This is a genomic window from Larkinella bovis, from assembly GCF_042655385.1.
GTDB lineage: Bacteria > Bacteroidota > Bacteroidia > Cytophagales > Spirosomataceae > Larkinella > Larkinella bovis.
This window is the reverse complement of record NZ_JBHSMA010000001.1, coordinates 1,390,999-1,404,809: the sequence shown is the minus strand read 5'-3', so window position 1 is coordinate 1,404,809 and position 13,811 is coordinate 1,390,999. Positions and strand designations below refer to the sequence as shown.

At 54.0% G+C, this 13,811-nt stretch carries 8 protein-coding genes and 2 pseudogenes; 5 read left to right on the top strand and 5 right to left on the bottom strand.

The window, feature by feature from the left end:
• Positions 1–14 precede the first annotated feature (14 nt).
• Positions 15–1,409 (bottom strand): purple acid phosphatase family protein, encoded by a 1,395-nt coding sequence (locus ACFPMF_RS05895; protein ID WP_379842088.1) that lies wholly within the window; start codon positions 1,407–1,409, stop codon positions 15–17.
• Positions 1,410–1,568: 159 nt separating this feature from the next.
• On the opposite strand from ACFPMF_RS05895, the gene ACFPMF_RS05890 reads away from it, so the two are divergent.
• The 5 genes from ACFPMF_RS05890 to ACFPMF_RS05870 all read left to right on the top strand — a co-directional run bounded on the left by ACFPMF_RS05890 (position 1,569) and on the right by ACFPMF_RS05870 (position 10,730).
• A complete protein-coding gene (locus tag ACFPMF_RS05890; RefSeq protein ID WP_379842086.1) occupies positions 1,569–3,821 on the top strand; it encodes a ligand-binding sensor domain-containing protein in 2,253 nt (750 codons plus the stop codon).
• Positions 3,822–3,878: 57 nt separating this feature from the next.
• Positions 3,879–4,946, top strand: a complete 1,068-nt coding sequence (locus ACFPMF_RS05885; RefSeq protein ID WP_379842084.1) for a polysaccharide deacetylase family protein — start codon at positions 3,879–3,881, stop codon at positions 4,944–4,946.
• A gap of 3 nt (positions 4,947–4,949) precedes the next feature.
• Positions 4,950–6,161 carry a sialidase family protein gene (locus ACFPMF_RS05880; RefSeq protein WP_379842082.1) on the top strand — a complete coding sequence of 404 codons (1,212 nt, stop codon included), beginning with the start codon at positions 4,950–4,952 and terminating at the stop codon, positions 6,159–6,161.
• Between the two features lie 36 nt (positions 6,162–6,197).
• Complete coding sequence (locus ACFPMF_RS05875) at positions 6,198–8,411, top strand: ligand-binding sensor domain-containing protein (protein WP_379842080.1); 2,214 nt, start codon at positions 6,198–6,200, stop codon at positions 8,409–8,411.
• Between the two features lie 99 nt (positions 8,412–8,510).
• Positions 8,511–10,730 (top strand): hypothetical protein, encoded by a 2,220-nt coding sequence (locus tag ACFPMF_RS05870; RefSeq protein ID WP_379842078.1) that lies wholly within the window; start codon positions 8,511–8,513, stop codon positions 10,728–10,730.
• Positions 10,731–10,874: 144 nt separating this feature from the next.
• Here the strand turns inward: ACFPMF_RS05870 and ACFPMF_RS05865 are convergent.
• The 4 genes and pseudogenes from ACFPMF_RS05865 to ACFPMF_RS05850 form a co-directional block, all read right to left on the bottom strand.
• A pseudogene (locus ACFPMF_RS05865) lies at positions 10,875–11,042 on the bottom strand (helix-turn-helix domain-containing protein); the annotation flags it as partial.
• 3 nt (positions 11,043–11,045) lie between these two features.
• Positions 11,046–11,528, bottom strand: a pseudogene (locus ACFPMF_RS05860) (SDR family NAD(P)-dependent oxidoreductase); the annotation flags it as partial.
• A 196-nt stretch (positions 11,529–11,724) separates the two neighbouring features.
• A complete protein-coding gene (locus tag ACFPMF_RS05855; protein ID WP_379842076.1) occupies positions 11,725–12,498 on the bottom strand; it encodes a toxin-antitoxin system YwqK family antitoxin in 774 nt (257 codons plus the stop codon).
• Between the two features lie 134 nt (positions 12,499–12,632).
• Positions 12,633–13,751: a glycoside hydrolase family protein gene (locus tag ACFPMF_RS05850; protein ID WP_379842074.1), complete on the bottom strand. Its 1,119-nt coding sequence runs from the start codon at positions 13,749–13,751 to the stop codon at positions 12,633–12,635.
• Positions 13,752–13,811 lie beyond the last annotated feature (60 nt).

The following is a 13,811-nucleotide window of genomic DNA, read 5'->3' as shown; positions in this document are numbered from 1 at the left end:
CTTTTTAGGTAGTTTCACTGGGTTTTTCTGGCTTTATAGATCTTGTACCGGCGGTTGTATTCTTCCAGTTGTTCGGGTTTAAAGCGCTTGAGGTATTCGGAGGGCAGATCGAGCCGCTCGGCGGTCTGGGCAGGCACCCGATCGGTCAGCTGGTTTTTCCCTTTGGCGGTTTTGGTCAGCTCAAAAGCATCGTATAAGTCGCCCGTGACCATATAGGACTGGTACAACAGTTTGCCGCCATCGATGGAGATAATCTGGTACAACTGGGTGTTGGAAGCCGCCCGATCCATCCAGTCCTGTAAGCCAATATCATACATTTTCGGCCCACTGACGGAGACGACATAAACCGGGCCATCCGGAAATTTACGGCTTTTGCCCAACGGCATGTTCAACCCGCGCCCGTAGGTGTGATCGTGCCCCTGCAGGACGAGATCCACTTTGTACTTCTTGTAGATCGGCTCCATTTTTGCCCGCCATTCGTCGTTGTCGCGTCCACTTTTGGTCGAATAAATCGGGTGGTGATGCGTAACAATGGTCCAGCGGTTTGGGTTGTTGGAAAGCACCTTGACCAGCCAGTCGGCCTGCGCATCCAGGACCGTGGAATCCAGCAGAGCGCCCTGCGAATCCAGGGAGACAAATCGGACGCCCTGGTAATCCATATAATAGGCGGTTTCTTTTAGCCGATCCGGACCGTTTTCGGGCAGCACGAACGAGGGCCGCCAGTGCCGCGACACTTTCCGCTGGTTGTCGTCGTCCTTGAAATATTCGTGATTGCCGGGGGTTGCCAGCGTCGGGACCATGCCGTTGATCCAGCCTCCCGCTTCGAACCATTCGCCCCATTGCCAGTCGGCGTTGGAGGTGGTGATGAGGTCGCCGGCATGAATCATGAAAGCGGATTTGGGCATGGTGGAGTAGGCCCCCCGGATGGCCCGCGACCAGAGCGAACGAATATCGTTCTGCGCATCCCCGAAATAGATAAAGGAGAACGGAACCGCGCTGTCGTGGGCGGTCGTAAACTGGAACCATTCCGTCCAGATCGTGCCGTTCCCCACGCGGTAATTGTATTTGGTACCCGGTTTCAGATTTTTGAACTGGACGGTATGGTACAATTTTGTCGTGCCGTCCAGTTTCACCCGCTCGGTGGTGCCTTCAACCAGGGTGGCTTTTGAGTCCAGTTCGGGGGACGGTTCGGCCTCCACAATCGCGCCCACGGCCCGGGTCACCGTTGAATCGGTCCGCCAGTTGACAGACTGCGACGTAGCCGGATTACCCTGCCAGCCGAGCGTCAGCCGGTCCGGATACGCAGACGGCAAATAGTCTTTGTGGACCTGGGCGGCTACAAATGGGGAGGTTCCGCAGGAAAGCAGAAAACCGGCAATAACTGAGAGAAAGGTGGGGCGAACGTTCATAAATAGGAGTAATTACCATCGAAAATACTGGCAATACCCCAAAATGGACTATCCGGTCCCGGACGAAATGCGGAATTTAACAAAACCGTAAAATTGCTTTTGCCGCCCGATAGCCCGGAATGGATTCCGTTGAGTATACTAAAAGAACACCGTTCGTAAATGAAGGATTTTCGGTTGACCCACCTGCTTGTATGTTGCTGCCTGCTGGCTTTTTCCGGTTGGTCCTGTGACCGATCGGATCAGGCAGCGGGTGAGCAAACCGTGCATCAGGATCTACCGTTCTGGCAGGAATATCATGAAGGCTATCCGATCAGTACCAATCCCGCCGAAAATCAGGTCCGAGGGATCGCCGTTGATCAGCACAATGTTGTTTGGGTTGCTACGGCTGCCGGGGTGTTCCGGAAAAAGCCGGAGGAACGGCTTTGGACGGGTGTCCTGTCGCCAGCCGACCAGGGGCCGTCTTTTGATGTGGTGGCCGATGCCGACTCGGTGGTTTGGCTGGGGACCTGGAATGGCCTCTATCGTTTCAAAAACGAACGTCTCGAACGGGTAAATGGCCCTAAACCCCCAATTTCGACTCTCTGTCTGGCGCCCGAAGGGGTCTACGCACTGGGGCCAAACGGCGTCTGGCTGAAAGACGGTTCCGACTGGAAAACGGTTCCGTTTCCCAACGTGCGTTCCATCCGGAAAGCCCTTTCCGACGGACGGGGCGGTCTTTGGGTGGCTTCGGACGTGGGCTTATACCACCGCACCGGGGATACTACGGCCTATTTCCACGAAACCAGCACACTGATCAGTGCCTATATCCGGGGGCTGGCCATTGATTCCAGGCGAAACCTCTGGGCAACGGGCCTGGGTGGTGTAAGTATTCTGGCAAACGGAAAACTGGAAAAAACCTTGAAACCCGAAAACGGAATGCCGTCCATCTACACGTATTGTGTTGAGAGGTCGCCCGACCGTTCGATGTGGGTGGGCACCGAAAACGGAGTGGTGCGTTACCAACCCGATGGGCGTCATTCCTTGCGGTTCAGCCGGCGCTGGTTGCTGGACGACAAGGTGAACGATATTGCGTTCGATGCTGGTGGAACGGCCTGGGTGGCAACCGATCGGGGTGTCAGTGCCATTCGCAGACGGACAATGACTCTGGCCCGGAAAAACGATTATTTCTACCGGGTTTTGATGGAGCGCCACATCCGCGCGCCCTGGATTGCGGGGCAGTGTAAACTGCGTACTCCCGGGGATACGACTACCTGGGCACCGGACGATGACGATAACGATGGCGAATATACCGGCAACTACCTGGCGATGGAATGCTTCCGGTACGCGGCAACCCATAATCCGGATGCCCGAGCGAAAGCAGCCAAAGCCTTCCGGTTTCTGAAACTGTTGCAGGAGGTAACCGGCACCGACGGTTTTTTTGCCCGGACCCTGGTTCCGGCTACCTGGTCCGGGGTGCACGATGGAAATCGCACCTTTACCGATCGTCAATTGGCCGATGAACTGGTGAAAGAACCGCGGTTCAAACCGGTTGAGGTGCGCTGGCGAAAGTCGAAGGACGGCCAATGGCTCTGGAAAGGCGATACGAGCAGCGACGAAATGTGTGGCCACATGATCGGGTATTACCTGTATTACGAACTGGTCGCCGACGAAGCCGAAAAGAAAATCGTGCGGCAGCACGTGGCCCGGATTGTGGATTACCTGATGAAAAACCGGTACAACTTCGTCGATGTGGACGGGAAACCGACCCGCTGGGCGGTTTGGTCGCCGGACCAGTTGAACCGGGACCCGGAATGGGCACCGGACAAAAACCAGAATTCGATGGAAATGCTGGCGTTTCTGAAGCTGGCTTACCACATGACCGGGCAACCGAAATACGAAAGCGAATACCGGCGGTTGATCGATCAGGAGCACTACCTCGACAACATGGCGAACATCCCGAAGCAGAATCCGGCCTGGTTCATCTATTTCGATGTGATGCTGCAGGCCTACGTATATCCCATTCTGATCCGTTGCGAGAAGGACCCGAAACTGCGGGCGTTTTACGAACAACACATGGATGCCTGGATGGAACGACGCCGGGAGGACCGGAATCCGCTGGTCAATTTCTTTTACTGTTACGCCCGAAACCAGAAAACCGGGTTGGTGGCCTCGGTCGATTTCCTGGTCGATACGCCACTCGATCTGGTCAACTGGGTGGTTGATCACACGAAGCGGGAAGACGTGACCGTGACCCGCCACCCGGTTTTGGATGAGTTACAAGTTAGTGAATTGCCCCCGGCCAGTATCCGAACGGTGGTGCGCTGGGACAAAAATCCCTGGGCGGCCATCAATGGCGATCCCGGCATCGAGCGTGAGCCGGTTTTCTGGCTGCTGCCGTACTGGATGGGGCGGTATTTAAAAATGATTGAATGAGTTTTCTCTAGAACCCGTTCGCGGATGGCCCCGTCGGCGAAACCAATTGACTACCTGATGAAAAAACTAAAAACTCTTTCGCTCCTGCTGACGTTTTCAGCGCTTATGTATACCACGCAAGCCCAGCCGAAGACCACCTATGCCGAGCAACTCGGCTATCCGAAGGGCAGGAAAATTGTCATCTTCCACGTCGATGATGCCGGGATGTTTCTGACGGCCAACCAGGGCACGATCAAATCCATCGAGCAGGGTGTGGCGACTTCCACGAGTATCATGATGCCCTGTGCGTGGTCGGCCAGCTTTGTAAATTATGTTTTGCAGAAAAATCCGAACATCGATGCCGGGATTCACCTGACGCTGACCTCCGAATGGAAAGATTACCGCTGGGCACCACTCGCGGGGAGCAAACAGGTGCCCAGCCTGATCGACAAGGAAGGGGCACTCTGGCCGTCGGTGGCCGAAGTTGTTAAAAATGGCAACCCGGACGAACTGGAGCTGGAGATGCGGGCGCAGATCGACCGGGCTCTGAAAATGGGTTTGAAACCGACGCACCTCGATTCGCACATGGGAACGTTGTTTGCGACCCCGGCTTTTGTCGAACGCTATATCAAAGTAGGGGCCGAATACGGGATTCCGGTCATGTTTCCCGGCGGGAATAACACGCTGCTGGTCGATAGCGAAATTCAGCCGGTTATCGATAAACTGAAAGCGGAAGGCAAATGGAAGGAAGGCATGAACCTGCCGATTCCCGAATCCTTGAAGCAGGCACCGGCCATTGGCGAAAAAATCTGGAAAGCCGGGTTGCCGGTGCTCGACGATCTTTACGCCGATACGGGCGGCTGGAAACCGAAGGATACCTCCGATCCGAGCCCCGAAGCCTGGGCGAAATACAAAACCCAGCGGTTCAAGGAAATCCTGACGAAAATGAAACCGGGCGTGGCAATGATTATCATTCACAGCAACGAGCAGAACGAAATTTTTAAATTCATTAGTGGCTCGGGCGGCTCCCGGTATGCCGATATGTTGTCGATGATGGACCCCGATCTGAAAGCCTTTATCCAGAAGGAGGGCATTATACTGACCACCTGGCGGGAGATGATGGAACGCCGGAAAGCCGTGAAATAAGCCATGCGTACCTTCTTTCGGATTATTGGAGTATTGCTGCTCACGGGCTGCCGCCTGCTGGCGCAGCCTTCCGGGGGCATTGTCCGGCAAGAGCTGATTTTTTCACCGCAGCCGGAGCACGTTCACGGCAGTACGCTCGTGGCCCTGCCCAACGGCGATTTGCTGGCGGCCTGGTTCCAGGGCAGCGGAGAACGCACGGCCGACGATGTCCGGATCATGGGCGCCCGGCAGCGCAAAGGGCAAACCACCTGGAGTGAACCCTTTGTCATGGCCGATACCCCCGGGTTGCCCGACTGCAACCCGGTTTTGTTTCTGAACGCAAAAGGCAAGCTGTTTTTAGTCTGGATTGCGGTGCAGGCCAACCGCTGGGAACATTCCATTTTGCGGTTTAAAACGGCAACCGACTATGACAAACCCGGCGCGCCGGTCTGGAACTGGCAGGATAATATGCTGCTGAAACCGGATGACCGGTTTGCGGAGGAAGTGGCCAGCCGGTTTAAACAACTGCCGGATAATCCGTCGGGCTGGGCCGAATACGCCCCTCAATACGACGACCTGATTCGGGAAGCCAGCCGCGATGTACGAAAACGCAGCTTCGGCTGGATGACCCGCATCAAACCGCTGTTGTTGCCCACGGGCCGGATTTTGCTGCCCCTGTATTCCGACGGTTTGAATATGTCGCTGGTAGCCATTTCCGACGATGACGGAACAAGCTGGCGCCCGAGTCTGCCGATTGTGGGCCGCGGCCCGATTCAACCGGCGCTGGCCCGCCGAAACGACGGAACAATCGTGGCCTATATGCGCGACAGTGGCGACCAGCCGAACCGTGTACACTGGAGCGAATCCACCGACAACGGCGAAAGCTGGACGGCGACGGCTAAACTGGAGATTCCGAATACGGCCAGCGTTGAACTGCTCCGCCTTCGGGACGGGAAATGGGCTTTTTTCGGCAACGACATCGACGATGGGAGGTATCGCCTGAGCCTTTATATATCCGACGACGAAGGCAAGAGCTGGAAGTGGAAAACCAGGACCGAGGACCGGCAAAAGAATGAAGGCGGTTTTTCGTATCCCTCGATGATTCAAACCGCCGACGGCCTGCTCCACCTGACCTATTCACACCACCTGTCCAAAGGACCCAAATCGATCAAACACGTTGTGGTCGATCCCGGAAAACTGACCCAGTCGGTCAGCACGCAGTCCCCTAAACCCTAACCGGGCTTGAGTACCTATTAACATCCCCAATTATTTATGAGAACACTTTGTTACGTCATTCTACTTGTTTTTACGTCTTGCCGATCGTTCGCTCAGTCCGTCCATCAGGACAAGCCGTTCTGGCAGGATTATAGTGTAAAATACTACGCCGACAAATCAAACGGCACCCTCCAGGCGGTTTTTGCCGACCGCAACGAAGCCATCCAGCTCATTACGGCCAACGGCGATTTGTTAGTTCCCCACGATGGTCAGTTTCTGTATCCCGGCACGTTGAAAGCCGATAACCGCTATCGGTTTACGAAGGATAAAAAATTGACCGCTCTGGGGGTTTATGATCAGCAGTTGGTTTACCTCACCGACAAAGTGGTTTTCAGCAATGCCTGGGCGGGCAAGCTGTTCTGCGAACATGCGTTGCCGAACGCCCGGTTTTTTGCCGGAGGACCTGCCTTCACCTTCCTGGTGTCCGATGGCTCGGCACTCTCGTTGCTGAAAGATTCCAAAAGCCTCTGGAGCGGTACGTTGCCGGGTGACGAGGTAATCGGAATCCGGTATCAGGCCGGTGCCAATCAATTCTGGGTCTTGGGGAAAAAGTCGCTTTCCACGGTTTCGGTAGCCAGCCCGAAGCTGACGAAAGTACTCGACGGGGCCAATTTTACGGCGTTCGATCTGGCGGCTCAGGGCAAAAAAGTGATTGTGGGAACAACGGACGGGTATCTGGAAGTTGACATTGCCACGAAAAAACAAGTCGGCAGCATTCGGAAGAAATTGCCGTGGACCGAACTAACCGCCGTGGCGGAAGTGGACGGGAAAATCTGGTTTGGCTCGACCAAAGGGGCTTTTGCACTGCGTTCCGACGGTAAGTTTGACTACTATAACGGTGAGCGGTGGCTGCCCGGTGACGAGGTCGTTCAGATTTCGAAAGGACCGAAAAACTCGGTGCTCGTGCTGACAAAAGCCGGTTTGGGACAGATCTGCTTCCAGCAAATGACGCTGCAGGAAAAGGCGGTTTTCTTTGATAAGCAGGTGCGAAACCGCCACATTCGGGTGGGTTTCAATGCTTCTTTGGAAGGAATGGAGAAAGGGAATCTGGCGACCGGTTATCTGGACGATTCGGACAACGACGGCCTGTGGACCTCGATGTATCTGGGGGGCGAAATTTTCCGGTATGCAGTGACGAAAGATCCCGAAGCCCTGCAGAATTGCCGGGAGTCGCTGGATGCAATGGAACGGCTGTATACGGTGACGTCGGTGCCCGGTTTTCCGGCCCGGTCGTTCGAGCGGAGCGGCCATATCAAGGAACTTTCCGATCCGGAGCGCTGGCAGCATACCAAACACCCGGATTGGGACTGGAAATCAACGACCAGCAGCGACGAGGTGATCGGCCATATTTTCGCCTTTGGCGCGATGGCTGAACTGATCCCGGATCAGAATTTGAAAAGCCGGGCCATTACGCTGATCGATACGCTGATGAGCCATATCGTTAAAAACGACTGGTATCTGATTGATTTTGATGGCAAACCGACGCAGTGGGGCCGCTGGAATCCGGAATACGTCAATGCGTTCCCAACCAATGTGGGCGACCGCAAGCTGAACTCGTCGAACATCATTGCCATGCTGCAAACGGCCTACCACTTCACTAAGAAGGAGAAATACAAAAAGAAGGCGTTTGAACTGATGACGAAACACGGGTATTACGCCAACATGATGCGGTCGATGGAAGTGATTGGCCGGGCCCCTGCCGATGCGGATGAGCATAGCAAACACATGTCGGATGGCTGGAATCACTCCGATGATGAAATGTACTTCGTCGGCTATTGGGGCCTGTATCGCTACGCCTTCAACGATACGCTGAAAGCGGCCTACAAAAAACAGATTCTGGATCACTGGGAGGCCGAACGCCCCGAGAAAGAAGGGGCCTGGAATATTTTTACGGCCCTGACCGGCGTAAAGAATTTCGACCTGAAAGAAGCGGTCTGGTACCTGCAGGAACATCCGCTGGATCTGATCAACTGGGGCATTCAGAACAGCCACCGGAAAGACATCGAACGGTTACCGGAAAACTTCCGTCGGCAAACCACCAAGGAAGTATTACCCCCGGACGAACGACCGATTCAGCGGCATAATGGGAACATGTTCAGTCTGGACCGCAAGGGGCGGGGTGGAAACGCCGAACACAGCGCCGGGGATATCTGGCTGCTTCCCTACTGGATGGGGCGCTACCTGGGAGTGATCTCGGCACCGGTTAAATGATAAAAATTGACGTGTAGCGTCGGATGGAGAAAAAAGAGTTACGCGAAGTTGCTGCGTAACTCTTTTTTCTTCGCTTACCTCCGCGAAACAGCCTTCCATATGAAACCCTATTTACTTGTTTTTTTAGTATTGACCGTCTGGCAATTGCACGCGCAGCCGACGGTTTACAAAGATGTTCCGTACGCGCAGGACTATAGCGTAAAACACTATTTGAAGGATACGACCGTTCAGCTTTCCAGGGTATACGCCGACCGGAACGGGAGCATCCAGATTTTATCGACCAAGGGGTTGTTGCACCCTTCCGGCGGACAGTTTCAGTATCCGGGCACGCTGGAGTCGTTGCGCGCTTATCGCCCGATGACCGACAAAAAGCTCGTAGACCTGGCCCTTTATCAGCGCCAGTTTGTCTATCTGGACGATAAGGCCGTCTTCAGCAATGCCTGGGCCGGGAAACTGATGGCTCCGCACGAATTACCGCGGGCCCGGTTATTCTGTCCGGCTGCGGATCGGTTTACCTTTCTGGTTTCGGACGGAACTTCCCTGAAAGTACTGCGCGATTCCAGCGTTGTCTGGAGCGGAAAGCTGGATACAGATCGTGTCAAAGACATCCGATTCGATGCCGCTAAGAACCGGTTCTGGCTGCTGAGAGACCAGTCGGTTACGCTGTTTTCGATGTCCGATAAAAAACTAAAAACCGTGTTTCGGCAGCCGAATCTGACCTGCTTCGACATCGTGAAAAACCAGTTGTACATTGGAACGACGGATGGCTACCTGGTCTTCGATCCGGATCTGAACAAAACCGTGTTGCCCTTACAGAAAAAACTGCCCGTTACCGACCTGACAGCTATCGCCTACGTCCACGGCAACCTCTGGTTTGGGTCAAAACTGGGTGCCTTCATGCTGCGGCCAGACGGGAAATTTAACTACTACTACGGCGAACGCTGGCTGCCCGGAAACCGGGTGGTTCATATTTCGGAAGGGGAGGAGAAAACCGTTTTGCTGTTGACCAGCAAAGGCCTGGGGGAGATTCGGTTTCGGGAAATGACACTCCACGAGAAGGCCCTGGTGTATGAGAAACAGGTTCGCCAGCGACACATCCGCTACGGTTTTAACAGCGATGGGGCGACGCTCAAAAACGGCGATTTGTCGACCTTCGAAGTGGGGCAACGCGACAGCGATAACCTCTGGACCTCGATGTATCTGGTGAGCCAGTTGTACCGCTATAAAGTAACCGGCGATCCGGAAGCCTTGCAGAACTGGATGGAGTCGTTTGACGCGATGGAGCGCCTGTTTACGATTACCAGTATGCCGGGTTATTTCGCGCGGGGATTCGAGCGACGTGGTTCCGTCAAGTTTAAACCGGGAAACGACAGCGAAGCGAGCGATGGCTGGACCCACGCGAAGGATCCCAACTGGGACTGGCGCGGCACCACCAGCAGCGACCAGACCGTCGGGCAAATGTTCGCCCTGACGCAGGTGGCCGAGCTAACGGAAGGAGATACCCGCAAACGGGCCATCGATCTGATCGATAAGTTGATGACCACGATCATCAATAACAATTGGTATCTGGTCGATTTTGATGGTAAAATAACGCTCTGGGGGAAGTGGCACCCTGATTACGTCAACGGTTTTCCCACCATGGTGGGGGATCGGAAAATTAACGCATCGAACATCATTGCGTTTTTGCAGGCGGCATATCACTTCACCAAAAAGCCGATTTATAAGGAAAAGGCGTATGAGTTGATGGAGAAACAAGGGTATCTCGAAAACCTGATGCGCCCGATGGGCGAGATTGGCCGGGCCCCGGCCTCGGCCAGCGAACTGGCGCGGGAACTCTCCGAAGAATGGAATCACTCCGACGACGAAATGTATTTTCTGGCCTACTGGAGTCTGTATCCGTACGCTTTTGACAAGGATCTGAAAGCGAAATTTGGCGCGACCATCAAAGAACACTGGGAATTTGAACGACCCGAAAAAAACAGCCTCTGGAATTTCTGTTACGCCATGACGGGGGCTAAATCGTTTGATCTGAACGAGAGCATCTGGCATTTGCAGGAATTTCCGCTGGACATGATCGAGTGGTCGGTCATGAATAGCCACCGGAAAGACCTTGAATTTGTGCCGGTGAATTTCTGGGGACAAAACACTGCTTGGGTGTTACCTCCCGACGAGCGTCCTGAGCTCAAACACAACCGGAATCTCTTCAAACTTGACCGACTTAGGGGCAACGGTATGAGTGAACTCAGCGCCGGAGATACATTCCTGTTGCCCTACTGGATGGGGCGCTACCTGGGCGTCATTTCGGCGCCGGCCAAGTAACGAACAAAAGCAAGGCATACACAGCGTTTATCAGAGATGGACTCTGATTCTCTCTGATGATCTCTGATAAACGCTGTGTAATAACAAAATGTCCTGGTAAACCAAAGCCCCAACCGCTGCGTTTTTCAGATCCGCTCCCTCACCTCAATTGAACGATTGCCGGTATTCCAGCGGGGTCTGCCGGGTTTTGCTCTTAAAAAGCTTGCTGAACGACTGGGGAAATTCAAACCCCAACAAATAGGCAATCTCGCCGACGGATAATTCCGTTGTCGTCACTTTCTCCTTCGCTTTGGCAATGAGTTTCTGGTGGATAGTAAAGGACCGGACAAACATCTTCGAAGCGGCATAAACCGCCATGTAGGGACTCGGGAAAAAAAAAGCCATCGAACCCACATTCAGGATGATCCCGCTTCGACGTTCGACCATACCCGGCAAAAACAGCCGGCAGAGCTCGACCAGCGAATGGTTGTTCAGTTGCAACAGGCTCAGGTCCGCCTGCAAATCATTTTTTGCAAATTCGCCACTCGCTCCGATTTCCGCATTATTCACCAGTACATTTACGAACAGACCCCGGTTTTGGCTTTCGTCGAAAACCGCTTTGGCTGCGCCGGGCTGGCTGAGATCGGCGACGATATACTGTGCTTCTATCCCGTTTTTACCGGCTAAAGTCCGGCAGAGGGGCTGCAATTTCGCTTCGTTCCGGGCCACCAGCAGGAAATTATGCTTTCGTTCCGCTAAGCGTCGAGCCAGGGCTTCACCGATTCCACCCGTGGCACCCGTTATCAAGGATACGTTCATTTCGTTTTTTGAAAAAAAAATTGAGCAGATTCACCGACGGAAAAGTGTCCAAAATGCGGATCGTCGTGTTCATTTTTCCGCGGTGAAGCGGCCATTTCGGGCCACGGAATCGGGGTGCGGACGAAAGGAAGAAGGGGTGAAAAGGGAAATAATCCTGACCGATCAGGAGTTTTGCAAGTCGCTGGTTGTACGAACGTTACAGTAGGTTAATGCCGTAACTTGCGTTGAAAACCTTGCCATTACTAAACTGAATACTAATCAACAAATCGCTCTGGATGGGTTGATCGTCGATGATGAGCGGACGCCAGCGGGGCATGTCATGCAGCGACTCGATCAGTTGGCGGGCCAGGTCTTTTTCCGACTGGGGCCGCTGAGCCATATAGGGCATTGGCCGAAGTCCGAACAAAATGCCTTCTTCCGACAAGGTGCCTTTCAGGGTAATAAATAACGTGGGTTCGGTCGACGGTATGCGGGGAAGCCGTTCTTTCATAAACTGAATGAATTGCTTTTGATTTCCGTCAAATTCGGCTTGCTGGACGAGCGGGTTACAGGCCGTTGGCGTGCCGTCCGGCGTAAAGCACTCGCCTTTGCGGGCCACCCCCTGCCGGTATAGCTCCCGGCGTTTCAGCGTCCCGTCTTCAAAATACGAAAAGTAAGGGCCGTTGATCTGGTTGTTTTTAAAGTCGCAGGCCCAGCGTAACTGCCCGTTCGGATACCAGGCGCTGGCCCGTCCGTGGCGGATTCGGAGGGGATAATTACTAAAATGTTCTTCTGAGATTCGGTGGTTCTCCGGATCAAAAAACCGGACGGTTACCACTTTTTCCCAACGATCATGGTACGTAATTTCCGCGTATGAATCCTGAAACGCTTTGCGTTCGACCCGGTTTTTGGGTCGGCGGTTTTTTTTAGCGCCGTCGTCGGGCTGGATCACCAGCAGCGAGCTCAAAAGAAGAAGGCAGAAACCGTTCATAGCGTCAACAGGTTAGGCGGTTTTAGCATAACCGGGACCAGGGCGGATTGTTAACCCGACTTTGCATCCAGAAGCAAAAACCGGCTTTCATTTACTGATCAATCGGGGCCGACGAAGCCACACCGGGTCGTTGTTCAGGGCAAACCGCCGGTTATTTCCTTCAGGTAGTCAAAAAACGCTTTCTTCCGGGGCGAGCTGATCTGCCAGTTAACGGGCGGTGATTGATACCCTTCGTCGATTCCTTCTCCCTTCATGCGGTAATCGAAAAAGCCCCAGGACGCGTAGGCGCTCGTGGCCGCCTGAAAGTTGTTGGCCGGTTTGTCGAAGTCGAAATGGTCGTCTTCGTTGAAGAGAATCGGCATTTTCCGGTAACCGGGTACGGCCCGCGTTTGCTCAACCATCCCGATGATTCGGGCCGGATCTTTCACACCGTTGCCGTGCAGGATCAGGTAATCGGCTTCCCGCACGACGTTCTCGCGCGGAATTTTGCCCCCGCCATAGCTTGTGCTGACCAGAAACCGGTGCCCCCGGACTTTCTTCGCTTTCACGCGCTGGATGAGTTCGTGCACACGCTCCGGTTTCAGAATGGCGTGGTCATACTTGTTATCGCATTCGTTGTTGATTTCGATAATCACATTTCGATAACCGCCATCGGCCAGAATTTCCAGCGTGTTATCAACCGCCTTGATGACGGCGGCTTCGTTTTTCAGGTAGTGATCCTGTCCGAAATAAAACAGACCCAGCATCACGACCATTTCAAGTTCGTCGGCTTTGTCCAGAATCTTCTTCAACCGGTTGGAATAGGACGGGTCCCAGGAGCCATCCGGGTTGAACATCGAGTTGATCCACGGCTGATCTTTCGAATAACCCTCGGGACTGCCGCCCTGCAGATTGAGGACAAATGACAGCAAACCGTGGGCTTTCCAGACCGGCATGGCCACAATGAACTCATCGGTGTTGCGGTTAGGGTCCCAGGTTTTGGTGTCGGGATACGCCCATTTGGAACGGGTTTCCCGGTTTAGGTCGTCAAAGATTCCCTGCACCATGCGGGAGTTGGGCAATAGCCCTTCAATTTTGTGACCCTTCCAGCTGCGGCCCTGAAACGTCGGTTTTCCGTTGATGTAAAATTGATCACCCACGATGGAAACCGTGGTTTTTCGTTTCGGGGGTTTCATCCGTTGTCCTGAAATCGGGGCGTGAAACAGAAAAGAGCAGACCGGCAGAAGCAGTAGAAAAAGGCGAAATGGACGCATGAAGGGTTAGGAAGAGGGATTCAGCAGCAAGGTATTCATTTCCCGAAAAAAACAAAAGGA

Bases quoted from the DNA above. Each gene is read 5' to 3' on its own strand.
- ACFPMF_RS05855 (WP_379842076.1), bottom strand. From the start codon at position 12,498: ATGAACGGTTTCTGCCTTCTTCTTTTGAGCTCGCTGCTGGTGATCCAG.
- ACFPMF_RS05885 (WP_379842084.1), top strand. From the start codon at position 3,879: ATGAAAAAACTAAAAACTCTTTCGCTCCTGCTGACGTTTTCAGCGCTT.
- ACFPMF_RS05890 (WP_379842086.1), top strand. From the start codon at position 1,569: ATGAAGGATTTTCGGTTGACCCACCTGCTTGTATGTTGCTGCCTGCTG.
- ACFPMF_RS05875 (WP_379842080.1), top strand. From the start codon at position 6,198: ATGAGAACACTTTGTTACGTCATTCTACTTGTTTTTACGTCTTGCCGA.
- ACFPMF_RS05850 (WP_379842074.1), bottom strand. From the start codon at position 13,751: ATGCGTCCATTTCGCCTTTTTCTACTGCTTCTGCCGGTCTGCTCTTTT.
- ACFPMF_RS05895 (WP_379842088.1), bottom strand. From the start codon at position 1,409: ATGAACGTTCGCCCCACCTTTCTCTCAGTTATTGCCGGTTTTCTGCTT.
- ACFPMF_RS05870 (WP_379842078.1), top strand. From the start codon at position 8,511: ATGAAACCCTATTTACTTGTTTTTTTAGTATTGACCGTCTGGCAATTG.
- ACFPMF_RS05880 (WP_379842082.1), top strand. From the start codon at position 4,950: ATGCGTACCTTCTTTCGGATTATTGGAGTATTGCTGCTCACGGGCTGC.